We start from the raw sequence: 24,312 nt of genomic DNA, 5'->3' as shown, positions 1-24,312 counted from the left end.
ACCAGAGCGTTACAAACTTGATGCAGATCAAGCCAGGTTGCCGACGCCACCATTTCTCGGTAAAAGAGCCCCGAAAGGCGCTTCTTCTGCCTCAGCGATGGTCATATGCTGCTCGTTAAGTTCTCAGTCAGCCACGCCCGCCACAATGTGAGCTGGGGCAGCGGATCCTGCGCAGCCCCTCAGGCGCCCTTCACCCCATGGCGGGGCCCGGCGACAGCCAGCGCCTGGCGCCACACGACCAGGCCCACAGAGGAGGCATAGATGAGCCACTCCCACATAGATCTGAACCTGTTTCGCATCTTCGATCGCGTCATGACCGAGAAGGGGGTATCGGCCGCGGCCACCAGCCTGGAGATGACCCCCGCCGCCATCAGTCAGGCCATTCGCAGGCTCAGCGACCTCATCGGCGAGCCCCTGTTTCGCCGCGATGGCCGCGGGATCATCCCCACCAGCCGTGCCCTCGCCCTGCACCGGGAGATCCGCACCGCCCTGCATACCATGGAGCGCTCCCTGCTGCTCAACCAGGCGTTCGATCCCCTCACCAGCCAGCGCATCTTTCGCATCGCCAGCCACCCGGACCTCGATCTCCTGCTGTTGCCGGCGCTGCTCGCCCATCTGGCCAGGGTGGCGCCCCACTGCCGGGTGGAGTCGGTGCCCGGCATGTTTGAAGAGCATCTGCGTCAGCAGGCGCTGCGCCTTCGCAACATCGACCTGGTACTGGCCAGCACAGCGCTGGAAGAGACCGGCTTTTGCAACGAATCCCTGCTGACCCTGGAGCTCAGGGTGGCCTGTCGCGCCGATCATCCGCGCATCGGGGAGAGCCTCGACTTCGAAACCTTCTTTGCCGAGGAGCACGTGGTCTGGGATGTGCGCCGCAAGGACGACTGGGTCATCCGCAGCCTCAGCGAGCAGGCCCTGCCTCCCCGCAAGATTGCCTACGAGAGCAACGCCCTGCTCACCGCCCTCTCCCTGGTCAGCCAGACCGAGTGGCTCTGCGTGGTCAGCCAGTGGCATGTCGCACAGGTGCGCGACACCCTGCGGCTCAAGGATTTTCCGCTGCCCTGGGCCTCCAGTTACTGTCCCGTCTACATCAGCTGGCACCAGGCGCAGGGCCGGGATCCCGCCCTCCAGTGGTTTATCCGCCAACTGCACCTCATCAGCGCCGGCGTCCCCCTCATTTAACCACCGCTTAACTGTCGTTTATTGCCGGCTGCCATGATTGTTGCGGCCGGCTTGACTACTCTGGTGCCGACCCCGTTGCCGTGCCCTCGGCGTAATGCCGCAACGCCCGAATAACAGAGCAACGCTGACCATGTTCATGGGACATGTCGTCAGGGGGCATCTCTCGCCCTACGTTTCACTCCGGGTCCGGATAGCGCCTGCCATGGCTGGCGCCATCTCGGCTACCCGTCACTCACCCTGTTTATTACTGGGAGGCATCAGAGTCTGACTACACTTGGTCCGGCCTGCCCACCACAATCTGGAGAAAACAGATGAAGCTCAAGTTCTCGACGCACACCATTGTCACCCTATGCCTCTGTGGCTCCCTGCTGTTGCAGCCGGCCTGGGCCATCATCAACCCCAAGCCGGCCAGCGAATTTACCATCCAGGCCAACCAGAATGTGCTGCACACCCTGCCATTCAACGACAAGCAGGATTTTGAGGACGCCCGGCGCGGCTTCATCGCCAAACCGGATACCCTCACCATCAAGGATGACAAGGGCAACGTAGTGTGGGATCTGGAGCAATACAAGACCTACATCGGCCTGGACAAGACGGCGCCGGATACCGTCAACCCGAGCCTGTGGCGCAATGCCCAGCTGAACATGGAGTACGGGCTGTTCAAGGTGACCGACAAGATTTACCAGATCCGCGGCTTCGATCTCTCCAACATCACCTTCATCCAGGGTGACAAGGGATGGATCGTCTTCGACCCGCTGATCTCGCCGCAGACCGCCAAGGCGGCCCTCGCCTTCATCAACCAGACCCTGGGCGAGCGGCCGGTCACTGCCGTGGTCTACAGCCACTCCCACGTGGATCACTACGGCGGGGCCGCCGGCCTGTTCACCTCGCCGGACGAGGTGAAAAAGAACGGGGTTCAGATCATCGCCCCCGAAGGGTTCACCGAGCATGCGGTCTCGGAAAACGTCATCGCCGGCAACGCCATGGCCCGCCGCGCCGTCTACATGTATGGCGCCCTGCTGCCGCGCAATGCCCAGGGAGGCGTGAATGGCGGCCTGGGGCAGACTACCTCCACCGGCGTGCCCTCCCTGCTGCTGCCGACCCGCTTCATCACCAAGAGTGGGGAAGAGGTCACCCTGGACGGCGTGCGGATGGTCTTCCAGATGACCCCGGGCACCGAAGCGCCGGCCGAGATGAACACCTGGTTCCCGGACAGCAAGGCACTCTGGATGGCCGAGAACACCACCAACACCATGCACAACATCCTCACCCTGCGCGGCGCCCAGGTGCGCGATGCGCTCAAGTGGTCCAGCTACCTCAACGAGACCATCGAGACCTGGGGCGACCAGGCCCAGGTCAAGTTCCAGAGCCACCACTGGCCGCGCTGGGGCAATGCCAGCATCGTCGACTACTTCAAGAAGCAGCGGGATCTCTACAAGTACATCCACGACCAGTCGGTGCGGCTGATGAACATGGGCTACACGGGTGAGGAGATCTCGGAGAAGATTGCCCTGCCCCCCGAGCTCAACGACTTCTGGCCGAACCGCGGTTACTACGGCACCCTGCGCCACAACAGCCGGGCCGTCTATCAGCGCTACATGGGCTGGTACTCCGGCAACCCCTCCGATCTGGACAACCTGCCACCCGAGATGGTCGGTCCCAAATACGTCGAGTTCATGGGCGGTGAACAGGCGCTGCTGAAAAAAGCCAAGGCGTCGTTCGACAAGGGGGAATATCGCTGGGTCGCGGAAGTGCTCAAGCATCTGGTGTTCGCCAACCCGAACAACCAGGAGGGCAAGCTGCTGCTGGCCGATGCGCTCGAGCAGCTGGGCTATCAGGCCGAGTCCGGCCCATGGCGCTCCGTCTATCTGCAGGGGGCCTATGAGCTGCGCAACGGCGTACCCACCGCCGGGGCGACCGTCACCGCCTCGCCGGACACCATTCGCGCCATGAGCCCCAGCATGCTGTTCGACTATCTGGCGGTGAGGATCAATCCGGAGAAAGCGGCCGGCAAGAAGATGGTCATCAACATGGACTTCACCGACATCGGGGAGCAACACACCCTGAGCCTGGAGAACGCCGTGCTCAACCACACCACCCACTATGCCGCCAAGCCGGATGTCACCCTCACCCTGAGCAAGCAGACCCTGGACGACATCCAGCTGGGCCAGGGCACGCTGGAGCAGAAGATCGCCAGCGGCGAGATCAAGGTTCAGGGAAACCAGCAGACCTTCAGCGACTTCGTCGGCCTGCTCGACAAGTTCAACTTCTGGTTCAACATAGTGACCCCATGATGCGACGCACCCTGCGCGTGTGCATGACCCTGCTCTGCCTCATCCCCGGGATGGGGCAGACCTGCGGTTATGACGCACTCTACCCCAATCCGTTTGAACAGAGCTGGCCCGGCGCACTCGACGTTGCCATGGCGACCGCGGCAGCGGTCAATGATGACAGGGTGGCCCGTCTCCCCACCCTCACCGGCGAGGCGGGGTTTACCCGCAGCCAGGCCTGGCTGCAGACCCTGAAGAGCCGCTTCCAGCAGGCCGGCGTCAGGGGCGGCGTCTCCATCCTGCTGGTCGATTCCGGGCTCTGGTCGAGGCTGCGGGGCAAGGAGTCACTGCTGCTCCAGCTCCATACTGCCGGCCCGCACCCCAAGGATCGGATGATGCTGCTAAGCGAGGCGGCCCTCGACGCCCTGCTGGCCGGCACCCTCACCATAGAGGAGGCGCTGCGGCTGGGGGTGGTTGCCATGCCGGGCGAAGATGGCCGGCAATTGCAGCACGACTTGCACCTGGCCCTGGGCTCATGACCGTTCAGACATGAAAAAAGGGAGGCATCTGCCTCCCTTTTCTTTGCTGCCATCGGGGCAACGAACCAGCGCAAGCGCTTATTCGTCTTCCAGGTAGGCGTAGCCTTGCAGACCCAGCTCCAGCTCTTCGAGCAGGGCCTTGCGGGCCGCGTCGTCCAGCGCCGGGTGTGAGACGATCCGCTGATAGTTCTCGCGAATGACGGACGGGTCGATGTTGACGTAACGCAGCAGCTGGTCGACGGTGTCGCCGCGCACCACGTTGCGGATGTCCATCTTGCCTTCCTCGTCCAGCCACACTTCTGCGCAGTGGGTGTCACCGAACAGGTTGTGCAGATCGCCGAGGATCTCCTGATAGGCGCCCACCAGGAAGAAGCCGACGTGGCACTCTTCGTGCTCGCCGTAGACCGGCATCGGCAGAGTGCTTTCCACACCCAGACCGTCGACGTAGTGCTCCACCTGACCATCGGAGTCGCAGGTGATGTCCATCAGGATGCCGCGGCGGGTGAGCGGACGCTCGAGGCCGGCCAGCGGCATCACCGGGAACACCTGACCGATACCCCAGGCATCCGGCAGGGACTGGAACAGGGAGAAGTTGGCAAAGCACTTGTCAGCCAGTTTCTCGGAGAGCTCGTCGGCCAGCGCACGGTGGTTGCGGTTGACCGGGTTGAGCATCTCTTTGAGCGCCAGACAGGTGTTCTGGTGCAGCATCTCGGCCCAGGCGCGTTGCTCTAGGTTGAGCAGACCCATGGTGTACTGGGTGTTGACGTCACCCAGATCTGCCACCGAGTCGTGGAAGATCTCCAGCAGGGAGGGATCTTCGCCGCGCAGGTCCAGCCAGCCTTTCCACATGTTCTGCAGAATGGTCGGTGCATCTTCGTCCGGCGCGCTGATGTCATTCATCTCCACCCCTTCGGCACCAATGATGTTGGTGACCAGCACGGCGTGGTGAGCGGTCAGGGCTCGGCCGGACTCGCTGATGATGGTCGGGTGCGGCAGGTCGAACTCGCGGCAGACATCGCCGATGCCCCACACCACGTTGTTGGCGTACTCGGAGAGGCTGTAGTTGGCGGAGCAGTGGCTCTGGGAACGGGTTCCCTCGTAGTCCACGCCCAGGCCGCCACCCACGTCAACCACTTCGATGTTGGCACCGAGGCGACGCAGTTCGGCGTAGAAACGGCCGCACTCGCGGATACCGCCCTGGATGTCGCGGATGTTGGCGATCTGGGAACCCAGGTGGAAGTGCAGCAGCTGCAGGCAGTCCAGCTTGCCCAGGCCACGCAGACGCTCGATCAGCGCCAGGATCTGGGAGGCGGACAGACCGAATTTGGACATGGAGCCGCCGCTCGATTCCCACATGCCGGAGCCGGTGGAAGCGAGCTTGGCACGCACCCCGATGTTGGGCTTGATGTTGAGGCGAGCTGACTCGTCCAGCACCATTTCCAGCTCGGAGGGCTTCTCCACCACGATGTAGACCTTGTGGCCCATCAGGTTGCCCAAGAGGGCGTGGCGGATATATTCGCGGTCTTTGTAACCGTTGCAGACGATCACCGAGCCTTGCTCATGGTGATGGGACAGCACGGCCAGCAGTTCCGGTTTGGAACCAGCTTCCAGGCCAAGCCGGGGCTTGTCGCTGTAGGACTGGCTGATGGTCTCGATGACGCGACGCTGCTGGTTTACCTTGATCGGGTAAACGCACAGGTAGTCCCCTTCATAGCCTGACTTCTCGATGGCCTGACCGAAGGCGTTGAACAGCGCATCGACCCGGCTCTTGAGGATGTCGGGGAAACGCAGCAGTACCGGAGTGGTCAGCCCGGATTGACGCAGTTGTTCGATGGCATCGGAGAGCACGATCTGTGCGTCAGGGCGTGACTTGTCGGGAGCGACGGTCACATGACCGGCGTCATTGATATTGAAAAAACCCGCACCCCAGTAGGGAACGTTGTAGACCTTCAAGGAGTCCTTGCTGGACCAGTTAGTCATGGGCTATGCCTCGCAAATGAGCGGCCGGTGGCCGCCTTCGTTACCCTCAATCACATCCAGACCATCGATGAGCAGGTGTGGCGCGCCGAAGCGGCCTGCGGGCGAGCAAGGCAAGAAGTCCGGCACCGGGCGTTGACGCCGCGGGTTGACCTGAACGTTCACCTGTCGCCACCTCCCTGGTTCATCGCGGCAAGCCTAGGCTGCCTGGTGGATCTTGGGGAAGTAACGAGTCTTGATGTGGGGCTGGTGGCTTTACATCAAGCTCAACGGTATGCGGTGCTGCAACCAGCGCCGCGGTACTTTGATGACAAACGACATCAGCCACGTCGTTCGTTCATCATTCGGCAGCCGTCACGACAGCAGGGGAGGGTTTCAAGGAAGAGATGCGAAGGCGTCAGCACGCAAGCGTGTTGATAGACGACAACAACCACAGCCAGCTCACCGCCAGTGACCACCCATGACAAGGGAAGATGATGAGCCGATGGCTCACTCGGTCAGCCGGAAAATGAGAGTCCGTTGTTCTCCCTGATACCGGAGCCTAACCGGTATTAAAGAAACCATACCCTAGCAGTGTCTGTCGTTTCTGCGTGCCTCGCCCTATAGGCGTATGATCCTGCGGGAGTCTGGCGGCCTCTGCCTGCTCAGGGTTGCCCTTGGATCGGCGCGGAGTGTACACACTTACCGCCAGCGGTGACAATAAAAAATAGTGTTCAAAAACAGCTTTTCATAAGGCGATCAAATCTTGCCGCCAGCGGGCCTGGCAAGCGGGGGAAGAAGTCCCGCCACGCGCCCTTTTTCACCCTGAAAATAACCCCGTCTGGCCCGTCCTCGCCCCTCCCCCGCCACCAAGGGCATTGACGGAAAAATGAGTCCCATCACAAACCGCTTAAAAATGCGGTTGATGGACCATTTTATGCTGTCATTGATATCAACAACCACAGCCTCAACCACCTTACACCTTTCCAACCCGATCTTCGCCAAAAAATGTGGCAAAAACTGAGCTGACGCAAAAAGCCCCGCCGCCAGATTGGCCACAATGACCCTCCACCACAGGTTTGAGGCTTGCCAATGGATACCTTGCTTGAGCGTTTTCTGCGTTACGTGACTTTTCATACCCGCTCCGATGCGACCAATCCCGTCTGTCCCAGCAGCGAGGGACAGCTGGTCTTCGCCCGCGCCCTCTGTGATGAAATGACGCAGATGGGGCTGAGCCGGGTCACCCTGGACGAGCACGGCTACCTCACCGCCTGCCTGCCGGGCAACCAGCCGGACGCGCCGGCCATCGGCCTCATCGCCCACATGGATACCGCCGACTACGAGGCTGAGCAGGTGGTGCCCCAGATCATCGAAAACTATCAGGGGGGGGACATCTGCCTGGGCAAGGGTGACGAGGTGCTGGCCATTCGCGACTACCGTTTCCTGAAGAACTACCTGGGCCAGGATCTCATCACCACCGACGGCACCACCCTGCTGGGGGCCGACGACAAGGCGGGCATCGCCGAGATCCTCACCGCCATCGACCACCTGCTGGCCCACCCCGAGATCCCCCGCGGCGATGTCTGGGTCGGCTTTACCCCGGACGAGGAGATAGGCCGCGGTGCCGACCGCTTCCCGCTGGACCGCTTCCCGGCCCGCTGGGCCTACACGGTGGACGGCGGCGAGCTCGGTGAGCTCGAGTACGAGAACTTCAACGCCGCCGGCGCCACCGTGCGCTTTATCGGCAACAACGTGCACCCCGGCACCGCCAAGGGCAGCATGATCAACAGCCAGACCCTGGCCGCCCGCTTCCACGCCGCCATGCCCGCCGAGCAGACCCCGGAGTGCACCGACGGCTATCAGGGCTTCTTCCACCTGGCCCAGATGAACGGCACAGTGGAGGAGACCTGCCTGCACTACATCATCCGCGACTTCGACGACGAGGGCTTCGCCGCCCGCAAGGCCCAGCTCAAGGAGCGGGTCGCCTCGTTGCAGCTGGAGGCCCCCAAAGCGCGCATCGAGCTCACCCTGACCGACAGCTATCGCAACATGCGCAGCCAGATCGAGCCGCACATGCACATAGTCCAGCTGGCCAAGGCCGCCATGCTGGCCGCCGACGTGGCGCCAAAGATAAAACCCATTCGCGGCGGTACCGACGGCGCCCGGCTCTCCTTCATGGGGCTGCCTTGTCCCAACCTGTTTACCGGTGGCCACAACTTCCACGGCAAGCACGAATTCATCCCGCTGCAATCCATGGAAAAAGCGGTCGCCACCCTGGTGGAGCTGGTGCGCCTGACTTCGTCCTGGCGCGACTAAACCGGCCATCGTCACCGCCATGATCAAAGCATGACCAAAGAGGGGAGCCGGTTAACCGGCTCCCCTCTTTGCCATCAAACTGTCATCCCGCTGCCATGGGGCGGGAACAAAAGGGCGTCATGCTAGGGCAACGACTCATCGGAGCCCAGCCCATGTTCAGTGTCGATGCCCTGTTACAACAACACCTGCCCCGCCTGTCGGCCAACGACCTGCTATGCCCCCTGCTCCGACAAGGGCTGCGCTGGCTGCTGCACGAGCAGGCGTTTCAACGCTTCGCCGCATGCCACCCCCATCTGCGCGGACTCGACTTCGTCGAGCAGGCGCTGACCGAGCTCGACTTCGACTACCGGGTGAGCGAGGCCCAGCTCGAGCACATTCCGGCCAGCGGCCGGGTCATCATAGTCGCCAACCACCCCATCGGCTCCCTCGACGGACTGGCCCTGCTGCGCCTGCTCGGCCGCATCCGGCCGGACGTCAAGATAGTGGCCAACCAGTTGCTGGCCCAGCTGACGCCGCTGCGCCCCCTGCTGCTGCCGGTGGACAACCTGGGGGGCAAGACAGACAGGCGCGCCATCCTGGCGATGGGGGAACACCTGGCGAGCGAAGGGGCCTTGGTGATCTTTCCCGCCGGCGAGGTGTCGCGCCTCGGCCCCAAGGGGGTCAAGGACGGCCCCTGGCAATCAGGCTTCATCAAGCTGGCCCAGCGCACCCGCACCCCGCTGGTGCCGATCCATCTGGACGGGCGCAACGGTCTCTCCTTCTATCTCGCCGCCTGGCTCAACAACGACTGGGCCGGGCTGTTGCTGGTCAAGCAGCTGTTTCGCCAGCAGGGCAAGCGCATCGCCATCACCATAGGTGCCCGCATCCCGGTGAGCGGGGTGCAGGAGCTGCCCGCCAAGAGCGCGGCCCGGCTGGTGCGCAGCCACCTCTACCGAGTCGGGCGTGGCAAGCGGGGCTTGCTGGCCACCGAAGCCCCCATCGCCTTGCCGGAGGAGCGCCGCCAGCTCAAGCAGGCCATCGAATCCTGCGAGGCCCTCGGCCACACCCCGGACGGTCAGGGGATCTATCTCTACCGACGCCACGAGCTGAGTCACTCGGTGATCCTGCGCGAGCTGGGGCGCCTGCGGGAGATCGCCTTTCGGGCGGTAGGGGAAGGCTCCGGCAGACGGCGGGATCTCGACGCCTTCGACGATGACTATCACCACCTGATTCTCTGGGATCCGGCCCGGCTCGAGATCATCGGCGCCTACCGTTTCGCGCCGGTGGCCGAGCTGCTGGCCAGCAAGGGGCTCGAAGGCCTCTACAGCCACACCCTGTTCGGCTTTGAAGAGAAATTGCTGCCCAGGCTGGAGCTTGCCATCGAGCTTGGCCGCAGCTTCATCCAGCCAGCCTACTGGGGCAAGCGGGGGCTCGATTACCTCTGGTTTGGCATCGGCGCCTATCTGGCCCGCTATCCCGACTATCGCTACCTGTTTGGCCCGGTGTCGCTCTCCGGCAGCCTGCCGGCGGCGGCCAAGGATCTGCTGGTGAGCTTCTACCGCCAGCACTTTGCCCCCGAACTGGCGCTCGCTCCCTCGCGCCGCCCCTACCCCGCCACACCGCCGCTATTTGCAGGCACGGATTATGGCGCCGATATCAAGGAGCTCAAGGCTCGCCTCGACAACCTGGGCTGCGCCATCCCCACCCTCTACAAGCAGTACTCCGAGCTGTGTGAGCCGGGCGGCGTGCAGTTCATGGATTTCGGTATCGACCCCGACTTCAACCACTGCATCGACGGCCTGGTGTGGGTGGATGTGAGCCGCCTCAAGCCCCACAAGCGGGCCCGCTATATCGGCCTCCCCGCCGAAGATAAGCCGGGCACAGCTGCCGACCGTTAAGCGGACGCCACAACGAGAGAGGGAGGCCTGCGCCTCCCTCTCTTTGTCATTGATGCTGCGGTTTACTCGGCGGCCGGCTTGCGATCGGCATGACCCAGGTCGCGCTCGGGGGCAATGAGATCGCGTACCCGTTGCTTGATCTCCTTGGCCTCGGGGAAGCCCTCGTCCGCCACTCGATCCCACACCAGCACCCCGTCCACCAGGATGCGAAACTCCCCCTTGCTGGCCGGCACCAGCGCCACCTCCCCCAGCTCGCTGTCGAAGGTGGAGAGCAGCTCCTGGGCCAGCCAGGCGGCGCGCAGCATCCAGCGGCAGAGGGTGCAGTAACGGATCTCGATGCGGGGTTTGGGGGTGGGCAAGGTCGTCTCGCTCATGTGGTCACTCCATCAATGGCGGCAAGAAAAAAGAGGCTCACTGGGTGACCCCGTGGAAGTCGGCCAGCCAGTGGCTGGCAATGGTGCGCATGGTCGACTGCGGCAGGTCGAACAGGCCGGGGGCCAGCGGCTGCAACGCCAGCTGACGCACCCCTTCGATGATCTCCGCCAGCACCAGATAAACATATTCGCCGATGACGGCGCCGTGGACGAAGTTGACCGCCTCGCCCCGGTTGAGCAGGAAGATGGTGCTGCCGTCGGGACGAGTCAGTGCCAGCACGTGGGGGCACACCTCCTCGCTCGGCCAAGGCAGCTGGGAGAGACAGAACGCAAACTCGTCGTCCGCCGAGGTGACCGAGGCGACCATGGTACCGGGGCGCAGCCGCTGCAGATCCGCCAGGTCCAGCGCGCCGTTGCCGGTGGAGCAGATCACCAGCTCGGCCCGGCTGAGGGCCTCGGCCTTGCCCACCAGCTTGAAGCCATGGGAGAGCGCCTCCACCTGGCGCAGCACGTCGGTCTCCACCAGCTCCAGATGCAGGTTGCGGCACCTGAGCTCGCGAGCGATGCTGCGCCCCACCTTGCCGTAGCCGAACAGGGCGGCCTGGCAGACATTGAAGGTGCGGTTGAGGGTGCGGGCCAGGGATTCGGCGGAGTAGACCACGCTCAGGCCGATCTGGATATCCTCGGCCTGCTTGAGAGGGCTGCGCGCCACCGAGATGACCGGGGTGGACAGCACCTCCTGCTCGTAGCGTTGATGGCCGTTCTCGGTCATCTCCACCACCCCGAGGAAACGGGGGCCGAAATACTCGCTGAGGGTGGCCTGGGTTCTGGCGAAATAGCCGCCGATATCGAGAATGATGAGCCGTTCATGGGGCGCCACCAGCGGGGCTATGTGCTCTATCACCCCCTGCGGGGTATTGGTCCACTGGCGGTTGAGGGGCAGCACCGGATAGTGCTGCTGGGCCCAGGTCAGGGTCGGTCCGTGAACTGACTTGGGTTTGGGCAGGATGGCGCCGATCCGCCCGATCTGATCGAGGGCCTGGATAAACTGGGGACGATCGGGAAGCAGATGGGTAACCAGCAGGATGCAGAGACCGTCGAGACGTCCCTGCTCGGTGAAATGGCGAAAAAACAGATGCTCAGATCCTTGACTGCGCAACTGTGGCCTCCTTAGCGCGCCGCAAACAAGCAGGCAAACAGAACCCGGTCAGACCGGGTTCTGTGTGTGTCCAGATAATTGAAAATCCTTTTTATCTGAAACCACTATGGGGCTCAATCTTTATCTGTACAGACTATGACGAAGTCGGCAACTTTTGGGTTAATTGCCTGTTTTTTATGCTAAAAATCAGTAAAGAGAGGCCTCTGGCCACACCTTCCACAGACTCAGACCCGCCCCGACGCCCGCCAGCAGGATCAACAGGGCCCAGCGCAGGAACCAGGGTTTGTTGCGCAGTGCCCACTCCAGCAGCGGCAGCAGCCAGACCGGCAGCAACACCAGCAGCGGCACCTCCACGTATTGCCAGGCGAGCATCTGCATGAAGGCCAGCGCCAATGCGAGCGCCGCGGGCGCCACCTGGCTGCCGGCAAAGGCCCCGAGCAGGGCACGGAAACCGGCGAAGGCCGCCAGCGCACCGGCCAGCTGGGCAATCAGCAGGCTGCCGTCGATGCCGATCACCAGTGCCAGCCAGATGAAGCCGAGGGCAAAGCCGAGCCCCTCGCGGCTGTCACCGCGCAGTCCGGTCCATCCCAGCCAGCCAATGGCGGGCAACAGCGCCAGCCAGATGGCGGGTTCGCTTGCCAGCACCGAGGCCAGCCCCTGCCACCACACAAGTGCCCCGAGCGCGGCAAACAGCGCAAGCGCGGCCCGCTGGTCGGCCAGCTGCGCCGCCAGGGCAGGTACCAACAGGGTGAGTGGCAGCCATTGCCACGCCTTGACCGGCAGCCCGTAGGCACCGCCCAGCAGGCAGCCCACCAGCCAGAGCGCCAGGGCGCCCCACAGATACCCCAGCCGCGGCCAGCGCCACGACAGCAAAGCGGCCCCCAAAGGAGCCGCCAGGGTTTGAAGCAGGAGTGCCGCGCCCATTACTTGCGCACACCTTCGACAAACAGTGCGATGGTCATCTCGTCCGGAATGTTCGGCACCATGTAGTTCACGCCAAAGTCGCTGCGCTTGATGGTGGTGGTGGCGTTGAAGCCGCTGCGGTAGCCACCCCAGGGATCCTTGCCTTCACCGATGTGGACCAGATCGAAGGCCACTTCCTTGGACACGCCGTGCAGGGTCAGGGTGCCTTTCAGCACGCCCTTATCCTTGGTGCCCTCATAGCCGGAGCTGACGAAAGTCATCTTGGGATACTGCTTCACGTCCAGGAAATCGGGGCTGCGCAGGTGTTTGTCGCGTGGCTCGTGGTTGGAGTCCACGCTGGCGGCATCGATCTCGAAGCTCGCCTTGGCCGCTGCCGGGTTGGCATCGTCCATGCTGAAGGTGCCGCTGAAGGTGTTGAAACGACCCACCAGCTCGGAGAAGCCGAGGTGTCCCACCTTGAATTGCACCGTGGTATGCGCCGCATCGACGTCGTAATCGGCTGCCATCAGGGGCGCCGCCATAAACAGGCAGGAGGCCAGCAGGGCCTTGGTCATCTTCATCCGTTCGTTCCTTCATATTGGGGGTTCACAACAACAGCCAAGATGCTAACCTCCATACCGGACATAGATAATCAGCGATTTATTAAAATAATTATCAACTGAGAGTGAAAGATGGACCAGATTGCCGCCATGCGCACCTTCATCAAGGTGGTGGAGTGTCAGAGTTTTACCAAGGCCGCCAACCAGCTCGGCATCTCGGTCGCCATGACCTCCAAGCTGATGCAGCAGCTGGAGGAGTCGCTCTCCACCCGGCTGCTGTCGCGCACCACCCGCCAGGTCAACCCCACCGAGGCGGGCCAGTTCTACTACCAGCGCTCCCAGGCGCTGCTGGCGGAGCTCGAAGAGACCCACAGCCAGCTGACCCGCAACAACCAGCAGCCCCAGGGCACCCTCAAGCTGTCGGTGCCGATGGATTTTGGCTACCTGCATCTCTCCCCCGCCCTGCCGCTGTTTCGCGAACGCTACCCGGATCTGAAGCTGGAGATAGAGTACAGCGACCGGCGGGTGGCGCTGGTGGAAGAGGGGTTCGATCTGGCGCTGCGCATCGGCAATCTGCCGGACTCCTCCCTGGTGGCCAAGCCGCTGGCCATGATGCGGCTGGAGGTGTGCGCCAGCCCGGGCTACCTGGCCCGTCGGGGCACGCCGAACAGCCCGGAGGATCTCAAGCAGCACGACTGCCTGCTCTATACCCTGACCCAGCCGGACTGGGTATTCAAACGGGATGGCGAGCAGCTGAGCGTGCGCCCGCAGGGGCCGCTGCGGGCCAACAACGGGGTGGCCCTGACCCGGGCGGCCTGCGACGATCAGGGCATCATCTTGCAGCCCACCTTCATCGTTGGCGATGCGCTGCGCTCCGGCGCCCTGGTGTCACTGCTGCCGGAGTGGGAGAAGGGGCAGGTGGGGCTCTATGCCCTCTATCCGCATCGCCGCTTCGTCTCGGCCAAGGTGCGCTGTTTCATCGAGTTCGTGCAGGAGCGCTATCTCGCCCCCCACTACTGGGATCGCAAGGCTTAACACCTTTGCGGCGGTGACGGGATGGCTATGGTGCGGCGGTATCGGCAGGCAGCGGCAACTCGGCCACCAGCAGCACGTCGCGCAGGTTCAGCTGCCAGCGTGGCAGGCGCTGGCGCAGGGTCGCCAGCTGCTCATCGCCGAGGGCATAGGGCAGAGTGATGTGCAGGCAGTGGCAATCGAGCATGCCGGCCAGCTGCAGAGTCAGGATGAGGTTGGCCTCGTCGGTCTTGTGCTTGTTGATGCGTTTGGCCAGCTCGTGGCGAAAGTGGGTCTCCGGATCCTGGGTCATCGCCTGCCAGCCGTAGCCAAACAGCGGAATGAAGGCGCTGACGATGCCAAGGGCGGTGAGTGGCTGCTTGGGCGGGTGATAGAGGGCGTTGAGATCCAGCTCGATGGGCGTTAGATGCAGCTCACGATTGCCGGACAAAATATTATTACTCATTGGATAACCCTCTTGATTCCACTAGACTTCGCCGCATATTTGACCTGACATGCCAACGAGGTGCTGATGCTAAGCGATATCGAGATCTCCCGCCAGTCCCCCCGTCTCTCCATTCACGCGCTGGCCGAGCGCCTCGCCATCCCTTCGCACCAGCTGAGCCCATACGGCCACTACAAGGGCAAACTCAGCCTCGACCTGCTCAAGTCGCTCCCCAAACCGGCGGGCAAGCTGGTGTTGGTGAGCGCCATCACCCCCACCCCGCTTGGCGAGGGCAAGACGGTGACCACCCTGGGCCTCTCCATGGGACTCAACCACATCGGCCAGCCCAGCATCGCCACCATCCGCCAGCCGAGCCTCGGGCCCGTATTCGGGGTCAAGGGGGGCGCCGCCGGTGGTGGTCACGCCCAGGTGGTGCCGATGGAGGAGATGAACCTGCACCTCACCGGTGACTTTCACGCCCTCACCGCCGCCCACAATCTGGCGGCGGCGGCCCTCGATGCCCGCCTGTTCCATGAGCGCAAACTCGGTGACCAGTTCAGCGCCAGAACCGGCCTGCCTCGGCTCGATATCGATGCAGACAACATCCTCTGGCCGCGCACCCTCGACATGAACGACCGCGCCCTGCGCCACCTCACCATCGGCCAAGGGGGCACCGCCGACGGCGTCGAGCGCAGCGATCGCTTCGTCATCACCGCCGCCTCCGAGCTGATGGCCATTCTGGCGCTGGCGAGCGATCTGAACGATCTGCGTGCGCGCATCGGTCGCATCCAGCTGGCCCGCGACCTGCACGGCAACCCCATCACCGCCGAGCAGCTGGAAGTGGCGGGCGCCATGACGGTGCTGCTGAAAGACGCCCTGCAGCCGACCCTGATGCAGACCACCGAGCAAACCCCGGTGCTGGTGCACGCCGGCCCCTTTGCCAACATCGCCCACGGCAACTCCTCGGTGATCGCCGATCGCATGGCCCTCGGCCTCACCGACTACGTGGTGACCGAGGCGGGCTTTGGCTCCGACATGGGGCTGGAGAAGTTCTTCAACATCAAGAGCCGCCAATCCGGCCTGACCCCGGCCTGCGTGGTGCTGGTGGCGACGGTGCGCGGCCTCAAGGCCAACAGCGGCCTGCTCGACATCCGCCCGGGCCAGCCGCTGCCCGAAAGCCTGCTGGGTGAGGATCTGCCAACCCTGACGCAAGGTTGTGCAAACCTCGGCTGGCACATCGCCAATGCCCGCCGTTACGGGGTGCCGGTGGTGGTCGCCATCAACCGCTTCCCCACCGACAGCGAGGCGGAGCTGGCCTTGCTGGCCCGCGAGGCGCTGCAAGCCGGCGCCTCTGGCTGCGCCATCTCCCACGCCTTTACCCAGGGCGGGGGCGGGGCCGACGAGCTGGCCCGGGCCGTGGTGGCCGCCTGTGAGCAACCGGGCCAGGTCAAGCTGCTCTACCCCGACGAGGCGAGTCTGGACGCCAAACTGGCCACTTTGGTGGAGTGCGGCTATGGCGGGCGCGGCGTGCGACTCTCGGACAAGGCGCGCCGCCAGCTGGCGCAGCTCTCTGCCGAGGGATGGGGCCACTTGCCGGTCTGCGTGGCCAAGACGCCGCTCTCCATCAGCCATGATCCGGCCCTCAAGGGGGTACCGACCGACTTCGAGGTGCCCATCGAGGAGGTGAAGCTCTGCGCCGGCGCCGGCTTCGTCTATGCCCTGGCGGGCCCCATCATGACCATGCCGGGCCTTGGCAGCCTGCCGGCCTACCGTCATATCGATATCGACGAGCACGGCGATATCATCGGGTTGAGCTGATATCGGCTTTGATGCCTGACCAGCAGCCCCCTGCAAACGCCAGAAACGACAAGGCCCCGCCAATTGGCGGGGCCTTCTGTTATCTGCGACCAAGGGTCAGCCTCAGAGGGTGAAGCGCTGGGTCATATGGTGCAGCGTATTGGCCAGTTTGCTCAGCTCGACACAGGCCTGGGCGGTCTGCTGGGCCCCCAGGGCATTCTCGTCCGCCGCATTGTGGATGTTGACTATGCTGCGATTGAGCTCCTCGGTCACCGCATTCTGCTCCTCGGTAGCGGTGGCGATCAGGGTGTTCATGTCGGTGATCTGGGTGACGGCACCGTTGATGGTGTCGATGCTGTTGCCCGCTTCCCGCGCCAGCCCCACGCTCTCCTGCATCTGCTGACGGCTCAGTTGCATGGCGCTGCCCGCCTCGGCGGTGCGCTCCTGCAGCACCTCGATCATCTTGCTGATCTCAGCGGTGGAGTTCTGGGTGCGCTGGGCCAGGGAGCGCACTTCATCGGCCACGACCGCAAAGCCGCGCCCCTGTTCACCGGCGCGCGCCGCCTCGATGGCCGCATTGAGGGCCAGCAGATTGGTCTGCTCGGCGATGCCGCGAATAACGTCAAGCACCATGCTGATGTTGGTGCTGTCCTGCTCCAGCTGCTGCACCACGGCGCCCGCCTGCTCAATCTTGACCGACACCTCCTCGATGCTGCTGATGGCGTTGCGCACCACCTGGTTGCCCTGGGTCGAGGTGCGGGAGGCATCCTTGGCGGCGCTCATGGCGTCCGTGGTGTTGCGGGCTACCTCGTTGACGGTGGACTGCATCTCGTTCATGGCGGTGGCGACCTGGGAGACCTCGCTCTGCTGGCGGGCCATGCCGGTGGCGGACTGCTCGGAGATGGCACTCACCTCCTCCACCGCGCTGCTGAGCTGGCTCACGGAGCCGGCGATCTCACTCACCAGATCAGCAAGCGAACCCTGCATGCGGTCGATGGCGGCGCCGAGCTGACCCAGCTCGTCACGCTTGAAGCGATTGCCGCGGATCCACTCCTGCAACTCGCTCTTGCCCAGATCACCGCTCGCGATGCGCTGGGCCTGGCGGGCCAGCATCACCAGCGGATCGCGGATCTGGCGAGTAAGCACGGTGGAAAGCGCCCCCGCCAGCAGCAGACCCAGTACCAGCGCCACTATGATGCTCAGCTTGGCGCTGTCAAACGCAGCCACCACCTGGGCACGGGAGCCCACTGAGTAGCCGTGGTTGATGCGGATCAGATCCCCCACCGACTTGGCCAGGTTGGTGTAGAGGGTGATCCCCTCGCTCATGAACAGCTGCTGGGCCTCGGCCAGCTGGCCGCCATCCTGCATCTGCCGGATGCGCTGGTGCAGGGCCACGTACTTGTCCCAGTCCTGCTTGACGATGTCGAAGGTGCGCCGCTCTTCCACGTCCTCCGCCCAGATGGTGGCATCGTGCGCCTTGACCTGCCGGGCGACCTCTTGCAGGGTCTGCTCGCCAAGGTCGCGATAGTGGGCTTTCTGCTGCGGGTCGGCCGCCACCAGAAACACATCCAGTTCATAGCGGCGCAGGGTATTGATGGTCTCGCCCAGGGTGCTGGTGCGCACCACGGCGGGCAAAATGCTGTCGGTAAAGCCGATGGCGGCCCGGTTCATGTTGCCAAACTGCAGCAGCGAGAAGCCGCCGATAAAGGCCATCATCAGGCCGAGCATGGCAAAACCCGCGGTGAGTTTCTTGCCGATGGTCATGGTACTGGTATTCATGGCATGTCCTGGATATGAGTGAACAGATAACGCTCGTCTGAACCGTACGCATACGGCCCGCTGTCACCGCCTCCATGGCGGCTCATCCAGCCTTGATGAATATATGTCCTTGCATGAACGAGGCGACATTTTTTATAAGATGCCCGGCTGAGCGCAGGTCTCTTATCGACAGACCCACCCGGCCAAGAGAGCAGCCAAAGCTTGGCACCTTGAAGACTTGAACGTACTCCCGAAAGATGCGCACAAGCCATAACGGGATATATCGACCGGAGGGGTCCATCCCTTGAGGAAAATTGTCGGTGCGACCATCCGGCAGCCAGCGGGCCGTCAGGGGCAGTGAAAAAAGAGGGGAAAGCGAGGAGACATGCCGCAGTGGCGACACATCTCCTGGCAGATCAGCCTTTCAGACCGGCCAGAAACTCGGCACGGGTATCGGGCTGGGTCTTGAAGACGCCACCCAAGGAGGTGGTGGTGGTGTAGGAGGTGGAGTCCATCACGCCGCGGGCCTTCACGCAGAAGTGGGTCGCCTTGATGCTGATGGCCACATCCTTGGTGCCGAGCAGGGTCTGCAGCGCCAGCAGGATCTGCTGGGTCAGGCGCTCCTGTACCTGGGGGCGGCGGGCAAAGAACTGCACGATGCGGTTGATCTTGGAGAGCCCGATCACCTTGCCGCGGGGGATATAGGCCACGTGTGCCAGCCCGTCGATGGTGACGAAGTGGTGCTCGCAGGTGCTGGTGAGGCTGATGTCCCGCACCATGATCATCTCGTCCACCTTCATCTTGTTCTCGATCACCGTCACCTTGGGGAAGGTGGCGTAATCGAGGCCGGAGAAGATTTCGTTCACGTACATCTTGGCAATGCGGTGCGGTGTCTCTGCCAGACTGTCATCGGCCAGATCCAGCCCCAGCGTCTCCATGATGGCGCGCATGTGGCCCTCGATCTTCTCCCGCTTCTGCTGGCCGTCCAGGGTATTGGCCACCAGAGGTGTTTCGAGGCCCTCGGCCTCGAGGGCTGCCCTGACCAACAGGGCTTCCCGACTTAAGCTCGTCATCTTGTTCCTCTCCCACGCTCAGGGACTGTGATGGCCGCCTCGCTATGACGGCACTCGGTTGTGGCGCAATAGTAGACGGCGATTATTGTCATAATTCAAGCTAACTCAAGCCCGTTCCCTGACTTTATGCCAATCTGGCGGCTTTTACTTCGCCGGCGCTACCCATACGGGGGGAGGCGCGCTGCCCGGTCGCTGCCTATCTGTACAGCCAAACGGTTTTATCCTGCTGCAACCTGCCCATCGGCATGGATTTTTGGGATAATCCGCCCTTCACACCCCCTCCATCACACAATGAGGTCATGACATGGGATTTGATACCAGCGGATTACTCCCCCTGAGCGACGCCCTGCAGGGCATGCTGGCACAGCTTGACGGCTGTTGCGACAGCGAACAGTTGCCCTTGCCGCAGGCCCTTGGCCGGGTACTCGCCGCGGATATCGCCTCCCCCCTCAGCGTGCCCCCGTTCGACAACTCCGCCATGGACGGTTATGCGGTGCGGCTGGCTGATCTCGCCAACGGTGCCCCCCTCATCATGGCGGGCAAGGCCTTTGCCGGTCAGCCCTACCAGGGCGAGTGGCCCGCCGGCCACTGCGTGCGCATCATGACCGGCGCCCCGGTGCCGGCCGGGACGGATGCGGTGGTGATGCAGGAAGAAACGCAGGCCGACGGCGACAGGATCACCTTTCTGACCACCCCGGTGCCCGACCAGAACATTCGCCGCCGCGGCGAAGACATCCGCGAGGGCGCCAGCGTGCTCGGCGCCGGTACTCGCCTCACCGCCCGGGAGATGCCGCTGCTGGCTTCCCTCGGCATTGCCACCGTGCCGGTGCGCCGGCCGCTGAAAGTGGCCATCTTCAGTACCGGCGATGAGCTCAAGCCGGTCGGCTCCCCGCTTGCCCACGGCGACATCTACGACTCCAACCGCTACGGCGTGCGGGCCATGCTGGATCGCATGGGCTGCGATTGCCTCGACCTTGGCATCATCCCGGACGATCCGGTCCAGCTGCGCGCCGCCTTCCTGAAAGCCGACCGCGAGGCCGACGCCCTCATCACCACAGGCGGCGTCTCGGTGGGGGAAGCGGACTTCACCAAACAGTTGCTGGAGGAGCTCGGCGAAATCGGCTTCTGGAAGCTGGCCATCAAGCCGGGCAAGCCGTTTGCCTTCGGTCGCCTGCCCCACGCCTGGTTCTTCGGCCTGCCGGGCAACCCGGTCTCGGCCATGGTCACCTTCGATCAGCTGGTGCAACCGGCGCTGGCCAAGCTGGCGGGTCAGCGTTTCGAGCGCCCGCTGCAACTGCAAGCCATGGCCGCAGAGCCGCTCAAGAAGGCGCCGGGCCGGCTCGACTTCCAGCGCGGCATCCTGACTCAGGGGCCCAACGGCCTGGAAGTGCGCAGCACCGGCTCGCAGGACTCCGCCGTGTTCAGCTCCCTGTCGCGGGCCAACTGCTACATCGTCCTTGAGCGCGAGCGGGGCCGGGTCGCCACAGGGGAAACCGTCACCGTCGAACCGTTCGGGGGATTGCTGCTGTGAGCGAGATCCTGAGCGACGCCGAGCTCTTGCGCTACAACCGCCAGATCATCCTCAAATCCTTCGACTTCGAGGGGCAGGAGGCGCTCAAGCAGGCTCACGTGCTGGTGATCGGCGCTGGCGGCCTCGGCTGCGCCGCCAGCCAGTATCTGGCGGTGGCCGGGGTCGGCCGGCTCACCCTGGTCGATTTCGACAAGGTGGAGCTCTCCAACCTGCAGCGCCAGGTGCTGCACACCGATGAGCGCATCGGCCACGACAAGGTGGACTCCGCCGCCCGCTCCCTGCGCGCCCTCAACCCCTGGCTTGAGGTGGAAACCCACGCCGCCGTGGCCGACGAGGCGCTGCTCGATGCCCTGTTGCCACGCCACCAGCTGGTATTGGATTGCACCGACAACCTAACCATTCGCAACCTGCTCAACCAAAAGGCCTGCCAGCACGGCGTTCCGCTGGTCAGCGGCGCCGCCATCCGGCTGGAGGGCCAGATCTGCAGCTTCACCTGGCAGCAGAATGAGCCCTGCTACGCCTGCCTCAGCGCCCTGTTTGGCGAGCAGGCCCTCACCTGCGTCGAGGCGGGGGTGCTGGCTCCGGTGGTGGGACTGGTGGGCAGCCTGCAGGCGCTCGAAGCCATCAAGCTGCTGGCTGGCATGGGCAGGAGCTACAGCGGCCGCCTGCTGATGATCGACGGCCTGGGCGGCACCTTTCGCGAGATGAAACTGCCCAAGCGCCCCGACTGCCCGATCTGCTCGCACGGGTGAATCACCTCAACGAGCCTTTACGCCAACAAAAAAGCCGACCCCTGGGTCGGCTTTTTTATCCATCTTTGCTGTCTACCTACCTCAATGGGTTGAGAGGATCCGCTGCAACAGATGATTGAAGCCGGAGGGATCTTCCGCCGGCCAGGCGTGGTGGCCATTGGGCGTGTGGATGGTGGCGTTGGGCAGAGAGGCGAACTGCTCCACCCGTTTGGCGAGCGGCAGATAGTCGTGGCTGGTGGAGATGATGGCCACCGGCTGCCAGATGTTGCCGAGCCGGGCGCGCACCGACCAGCCGGGCAGCGCCTCCAGCAGCGCCTTGTAGGTTTTCTTCTTGTTGCGCACGAAACGCAGCCGGAAGGTGTGACGCACCTGGGCAAGGTCGGGGCCGGGAAAGAGCTCGCGACCGAGCCACCAGGCGAGCGGCCGCAGGCCGAACCAGCGCAGCCACTTGAGCCGCTGGGCAAAGCGCTCCTGCTCTTTTGGCGTTTCCAACAGAAATTCGCTGAAGCCGTTGACCAGCACCAGCCCCTGCACCTTGTGCGGCAGTTGCAGCGCCAGCTCCAGCGCCACCATGGCCCCCAATGACAATCCCACCACCCAGGCGGGCTCAGGCTGTTCGTCGAGCCAGTTCACCACGTCCGCCGCCAGGGTCGCCACATCGAACGGCCCCTCCTGCATGCTCTGGCCGTGACCGCGCAGATCCAGCGCCACCACCCGGTAGTGCTCGGAAAAACGTTCGATCTGTGCCTGCCAGTCGAGGCTGGAGGAGCCCAGCCCGTGCAGCAGCAACAGCAAGGGGCCCTCCCCCGCGCTGCGCAGGGCAAGACCGTTGGATTTCATCACCTGATTGCGGCGCATCAGTTCATTGCCTCTCGACTCATCCGCTGAACCATCCTGATTTTCTGCCTCTTCTGCAACCTGCTCAACCTTCGCTGACCAGGCTCACCGCCTTGATGTAGGCGTAGATCTGCTGGTTCGGGGCGAGCGCCAGCCGTCTGGCGGAGCGGCTGGTGATCCGGGCCAGCAGTATCTGCTGACCCAGCGCCAACTGCAACAGGGTCTGACCGGGGCGCACTTCGCGTTCGGCCAACAATCGGGTGGTGAGACAGTTGGAGAGGCTGGAGTGTTCGATGGGGGCGGTGGCAATCACCACGTCCCGCCCGGCCACCTTGATCTGCAGGGGGCCACCATCGTCCGGCACCTGGGTCATGGTGACCCGCAACTGCTGCTCGCCGAGCTGCAGGGTCGCCATCTGCTCCTCTTCATCGTAGTGAGAGAGGCTCGCCGCCAGCATCACCCCGGCGTCGTCGCGACTGGCGAGCGACAGATCGGTGCGGGCAAAGATCTCGCTCGGCCTCCCTTGCGCCTCCACCCGGCCATCCGCCAGCAGCACCAGCTGATCGCAGAGCAGGCTCACCTCCTCCATGGCGTGGCTGACGAAGATCATCGGAATGCCGCTCTCCTGCTGCAAACCCTTGAGCACGTGGGCCTGATGAATGCGGCTGCGTCTGTCCAACGCAGAGAAAGGTTCATCGAGCAGCAGCAGATCGGGCTCGGCCAACAGGGCCCGGGCCAGTGCCACCCGCTGGCGCTGGCCGCCGGAGAGGCCGTGAGCCGGCTGGGGCAGCAGTTCAGCAAAACCGAGCCGGGTCGCCAGCGCCTCGGGTTGCCAGCGCCCTCGCCCCTTGCGGGCCGCCAGTTGCAGGTTGCCGAGCACGCTCAGATGGGGGAAGAGGCGCGAATCCTGAAACACCAGGCCGATGCGGCGCGCCTCGGGCAGCAGATCGCTCAGCGCCCTGCCCTGCCAGTTCAACGTGTCACCCGGCGCACGGTCCAACCCGGCGATGATGCGCAGCAGGCTGCTCTTGCCGCAACCGGAGGGGCCGAACAGACCGAGGATCCCCCCAAGCTCCAGGGCCAGTTCACAATCGAGGCTAAAGGCGCCGAACGCCCGCCTTGCCTTGAGTTGCAGCGGTTTCGCCTTGCCGGTGTCGTTCATCCGAACAGCCTCCGTTGCCGGCGCTGCAGCACCCCGTACACCAGCACCAGCATCACCAGCGAGAAGCCCATCAGGCCGCCCGCCAGCAGGTGGGCGTTTTGATAGTCCATCGTCTCCACGTGATCAAACAGGGCGATGGAGAGCACCTGGGTCTCACCCGGGATGTTGCCGCCAATCATCAGCACCACCCCGAACTCCCCCAGGGTGTGGGCAAAACCGAGCGCCGCCGCCATCACGAAGCTGGGCAGCGTCATCGGCAAGATGATGTGAAAGAAGCGCTCCAGCGGCCCGAGCCCCAGGGTCGCGGCGGCCTCCAGCTCCTTGTTGCCCATGTTGACGAAGGCGGAGGTGAGCGGCTGCACCACGAAAGGGAGCGAGTAGAGGATGGAGGCGAGCAGCAGGCCAGTAAAACTGAAGGCGAGCGGCGCCCCGAAGGTGTCACGCCACCAGGCGCCCAGGCCATAGGAGGGGGAGAAGGCCAGTAGCAGATAGAAGCCGAGTACCGTCGGCGGCAGCACCAGCGGCAGCGCCACCAGGGCCTCCACCACGGGTCTGAGCCTGTGCTGGCTGCGCGACAGCCACCAGGCCAACGGCGGCGAGAGCAGCAGCAGGATGGCGGTGGTGCTGGCTGCCAGCCTCAGGGTGAGCCAGACCGCCAGCAGATCCCCTTCACTCATCGGACGCACTCCCAACGCCAGAACCAGACACAGCGATTGAGCCGCATTCCCAGATGAATTCAGGCAACGGCATGGTGTGCATCCTTATCGCAAGAGTGGGCCGGCCACTCATCAGGCAGGTGTGTTGTTGCGC

General features: G+C 63.9%; 21 protein-coding genes. 9 read left to right on the top strand and 12 right to left on the bottom strand.

All coding sequences use genetic code 11. The features are described from left to right. Positions 1-261: 261 nt before the first annotated feature. From I6L38_RS05070 to I6L38_RS05060, 3 genes are all read left to right on the top strand, one after another. Positions 262-1,182: a LysR substrate-binding domain-containing protein gene (locus I6L38_RS05070; RefSeq protein ID WP_024942796.1), complete on the top strand. Its 921-nt coding sequence runs from the start codon at positions 262-264 to the stop codon at positions 1,180-1,182. 311 nt (positions 1,183-1,493) lie between these two features. Further along, entirely contained in the window at positions 1,494-3,476 is a 1,983-nt protein-coding gene (locus I6L38_RS05065) for an alkyl/aryl-sulfatase (protein WP_201880953.1), read from the top strand. Next, a complete protein-coding gene (locus tag I6L38_RS05060; protein ID WP_024942798.1) occupies positions 3,473-3,991 on the top strand; it encodes a hypothetical protein in 519 nt (172 codons plus the stop codon). Before I6L38_RS05065 ends, I6L38_RS05060 begins: the two co-directional genes overlap by 4 nt. Before the next feature lie 78 nt (positions 3,992-4,069). On the opposite strand, the gene speA is transcribed toward I6L38_RS05060, so the two are convergent. Continuing rightward, positions 4,070-5,971 (bottom strand): biosynthetic arginine decarboxylase, encoded by a 1,902-nt coding sequence (gene speA, locus I6L38_RS05055; RefSeq protein WP_017781770.1) that lies wholly within the window; start codon positions 5,969-5,971, stop codon positions 4,070-4,072. Positions 5,972-6,706: 735 nt separating this feature from the next. Further along, positions 6,707-7,006, bottom strand: coding sequence for a hypothetical protein (locus I6L38_RS05050; protein ID WP_017779231.1), 300 nt, complete (start codon positions 7,004-7,006; stop codon positions 6,707-6,709). 33 nt (positions 7,007-7,039) lie between these two features. Here I6L38_RS05050 and pepT point away from each other — a divergent pair, with 33 nt between their 5' ends. Next, positions 7,040-8,263, top strand: coding sequence for a peptidase T (gene pepT, locus I6L38_RS05045; RefSeq protein WP_024942799.1), 1,224 nt, complete (start codon positions 7,040-7,042; stop codon positions 8,261-8,263). 152 nt (positions 8,264-8,415) lie between these two features. After that, positions 8,416-10,140 (top strand): lysophospholipid acyltransferase family protein, encoded by a 1,725-nt coding sequence (locus tag I6L38_RS05040; RefSeq protein ID WP_216989232.1) that lies wholly within the window; start codon positions 8,416-8,418, stop codon positions 10,138-10,140. 62 nt (positions 10,141-10,202) lie between these two features. Here the strand turns inward: I6L38_RS05040 and I6L38_RS05035 are convergent, their stop codons facing one another. The 4 genes from I6L38_RS05035 to I6L38_RS05020 form a co-directional block, all read right to left on the bottom strand. After that, a complete protein-coding gene (locus I6L38_RS05035) occupies positions 10,203-10,514 on the bottom strand; it encodes a SelT/SelW/SelH family protein (RefSeq protein ID WP_216989231.1) in 312 nt (103 codons plus the stop codon). A 37-nt stretch (positions 10,515-10,551) separates the two neighbouring features. Beyond that, positions 10,552-11,673, bottom strand: coding sequence for an adenosylhomocysteinase (locus I6L38_RS05030; protein ID WP_216989230.1), 1,122 nt, complete (start codon positions 11,671-11,673; stop codon positions 10,552-10,554). 186 nt (positions 11,674-11,859) lie between these two features. Beyond that, positions 11,860-12,597: a hypothetical protein gene (locus I6L38_RS05025; RefSeq protein ID WP_216989229.1), complete on the bottom strand. Its 738-nt coding sequence runs from the start codon at positions 12,595-12,597 to the stop codon at positions 11,860-11,862. Beyond that, entirely contained in the window at positions 12,597-13,157 is a 561-nt protein-coding gene (locus tag I6L38_RS05020) for a YceI family protein (protein ID WP_010634427.1), read from the bottom strand. The genes I6L38_RS05025 and I6L38_RS05020 overlap by 1 nt, the downstream gene beginning before the upstream one ends. A 111-nt stretch (positions 13,158-13,268) precedes the next feature. On the opposite strand from I6L38_RS05020, the gene I6L38_RS05015 reads away from it, so the two are divergent. Beyond that, on the top strand, positions 13,269-14,171 hold the full coding sequence (locus tag I6L38_RS05015; RefSeq protein WP_010634428.1) for a LysR family transcriptional regulator: 903 nt from the start codon (positions 13,269-13,271) through the stop codon (positions 14,169-14,171). A gap of 25 nt (positions 14,172-14,196) precedes the next feature. Here the strand turns inward: I6L38_RS05015 and I6L38_RS05010 are convergent, their stop codons facing one another. Further along, positions 14,197-14,613, bottom strand: a complete 417-nt coding sequence (locus I6L38_RS05010; RefSeq protein WP_216989228.1) for a hypothetical protein — start codon at positions 14,611-14,613, stop codon at positions 14,197-14,199. Between the two features lie 66 nt (positions 14,614-14,679). On the opposite strand from I6L38_RS05010, the gene I6L38_RS05005 reads away from it, so the two are divergent. Next, positions 14,680-16,410 (top strand): formate--tetrahydrofolate ligase, encoded by a 1,731-nt coding sequence (locus I6L38_RS05005; RefSeq protein ID WP_216989227.1) that lies wholly within the window; start codon positions 14,680-14,682, stop codon positions 16,408-16,410. 102 nt (positions 16,411-16,512) lie between these two features. Here the strand turns inward: I6L38_RS05005 and I6L38_RS05000 are convergent, their stop codons facing one another. Next, the gene (locus I6L38_RS05000; protein ID WP_201988498.1) at positions 16,513-18,168 is read right to left on the bottom strand and encodes a methyl-accepting chemotaxis protein; all 1,656 of its coding nucleotides are present in this window, start codon (positions 18,166-18,168) and stop codon (positions 16,513-16,515) included. A 395-nt stretch (positions 18,169-18,563) separates the two neighbouring features. Continuing rightward, on the bottom strand, positions 18,564-19,220 hold the full coding sequence (gene folE / locus I6L38_RS04995) for a GTP cyclohydrolase I FolE (protein WP_005299391.1): 657 nt from the start codon (positions 19,218-19,220) through the stop codon (positions 18,564-18,566). A 304-nt stretch (positions 19,221-19,524) separates the two neighbouring features. Between folE and moeA the strand changes: the two genes are divergently transcribed. Beyond that, the gene (moeA, locus tag I6L38_RS04990) at positions 19,525-20,751 is read left to right on the top strand and encodes a molybdopterin molybdotransferase MoeA (protein ID WP_139753802.1); all 1,227 of its coding nucleotides are present in this window, start codon (positions 19,525-19,527) and stop codon (positions 20,749-20,751) included. Further along, positions 20,748-21,503: a molybdopterin-synthase adenylyltransferase MoeB gene (gene moeB / locus I6L38_RS04985; RefSeq protein WP_216989226.1), complete on the top strand. Its 756-nt coding sequence runs from the start codon at positions 20,748-20,750 to the stop codon at positions 21,501-21,503. The genes moeA and moeB overlap by 4 nt, the downstream gene beginning before the upstream one ends. Positions 21,504-21,584: 81 nt before the next feature. Here the strand turns inward: moeB and I6L38_RS04980 are convergent, their stop codons facing one another. From I6L38_RS04980 to modB, 3 genes are all read right to left on the bottom strand, one after another. Next, the gene (locus I6L38_RS04980) at positions 21,585-22,361 is read right to left on the bottom strand and encodes an alpha/beta fold hydrolase (protein ID WP_016350261.1); all 777 of its coding nucleotides are present in this window, start codon (positions 22,359-22,361) and stop codon (positions 21,585-21,587) included. Positions 22,362-22,425: 64 nt separating this feature from the next. Then, the gene (modC, locus tag I6L38_RS04975) at positions 22,426-23,502 is read right to left on the bottom strand and encodes a molybdenum ABC transporter ATP-binding protein (protein WP_216989225.1); all 1,077 of its coding nucleotides are present in this window, start codon (positions 23,500-23,502) and stop codon (positions 22,426-22,428) included. Further along, entirely contained in the window at positions 23,499-24,179 is a 681-nt protein-coding gene (modB, locus tag I6L38_RS04970) for a molybdate ABC transporter permease subunit (protein WP_011705491.1), read from the bottom strand. The genes modC and modB overlap by 4 nt, the downstream gene beginning before the upstream one ends. Positions 24,180-24,312 lie beyond the last annotated feature (133 nt).

Source organism: Aeromonas sp. FDAARGOS 1408, assembly GCF_019048665.1.
GTDB lineage: Bacteria > Pseudomonadota > Gammaproteobacteria > Enterobacterales > Aeromonadaceae > Aeromonas > Aeromonas dhakensis.
This window is presented reverse-complemented; position numbering and strand designations above follow the sequence as displayed.

Excerpts from the sequence above, each read along its gene's own strand:
- I6L38_RS05070 (WP_024942796.1), top strand. The coding sequence starts at position 262 with ATGAGCCACTCCCACATAGATCTGAACCTGTTTCGCATCTTCGATCGC.
- I6L38_RS05065 (WP_201880953.1), top strand. The coding sequence starts at position 1,494 with ATGAAGCTCAAGTTCTCGACGCACACCATTGTCACCCTATGCCTCTGT.
- I6L38_RS05060 (WP_024942798.1), top strand. The coding sequence starts at position 3,473 with ATGATGCGACGCACCCTGCGCGTGTGCATGACCCTGCTCTGCCTCATC.
- speA (WP_017781770.1), bottom strand. The coding sequence starts at position 5,971 with ATGACTAACTGGTCCAGCAAGGACTCCTTGAAGGTCTACAACGTTCCC.
- pepT (WP_024942799.1), top strand. The coding sequence starts at position 7,040 with ATGGATACCTTGCTTGAGCGTTTTCTGCGTTACGTGACTTTTCATACC.
- I6L38_RS05040 (WP_216989232.1), top strand. The coding sequence starts at position 8,416 with ATGTTCAGTGTCGATGCCCTGTTACAACAACACCTGCCCCGCCTGTCG.
- I6L38_RS05035 (WP_216989231.1), bottom strand. The coding sequence starts at position 10,514 with ATGAGCGAGACGACCTTGCCCACCCCCAAACCCCGCATCGAGATCCGT.
- I6L38_RS05025 (WP_216989229.1), bottom strand. The coding sequence starts at position 12,597 with ATGGGCGCGGCACTCCTGCTTCAAACCCTGGCGGCTCCTTTGGGGGCC.
- I6L38_RS05020 (WP_010634427.1), bottom strand. The coding sequence starts at position 13,157 with ATGAAGATGACCAAGGCCCTGCTGGCCTCCTGCCTGTTTATGGCGGCG.
- I6L38_RS05015 (WP_010634428.1), top strand. The coding sequence starts at position 13,269 with ATGGACCAGATTGCCGCCATGCGCACCTTCATCAAGGTGGTGGAGTGT.
- I6L38_RS05010 (WP_216989228.1), bottom strand. The coding sequence starts at position 14,613 with ATGAGTAATAATATTTTGTCCGGCAATCGTGAGCTGCATCTAACGCCC.
- I6L38_RS05005 (WP_216989227.1), top strand. The coding sequence starts at position 14,680 with ATGCTAAGCGATATCGAGATCTCCCGCCAGTCCCCCCGTCTCTCCATT.
- I6L38_RS05000 (WP_201988498.1), bottom strand. The coding sequence starts at position 18,168 with ATGAATACCAGTACCATGACCATCGGCAAGAAACTCACCGCGGGTTTT.
- folE (WP_005299391.1), bottom strand. The coding sequence starts at position 19,220 with ATGACGAGCTTAAGTCGGGAAGCCCTGTTGGTCAGGGCAGCCCTCGAG.
- moeA (WP_139753802.1), top strand. The coding sequence starts at position 19,525 with ATGGGATTTGATACCAGCGGATTACTCCCCCTGAGCGACGCCCTGCAG.
- I6L38_RS04980 (WP_016350261.1), bottom strand. The coding sequence starts at position 22,361 with ATGCGCCGCAATCAGGTGATGAAATCCAACGGTCTTGCCCTGCGCAGC.
- modC (WP_216989225.1), bottom strand. The coding sequence starts at position 23,502 with ATGAACGACACCGGCAAGGCGAAACCGCTGCAACTCAAGGCAAGGCGG.
- modB (WP_011705491.1), bottom strand. The coding sequence starts at position 24,179 with ATGAGTGAAGGGGATCTGCTGGCGGTCTGGCTCACCCTGAGGCTGGCA.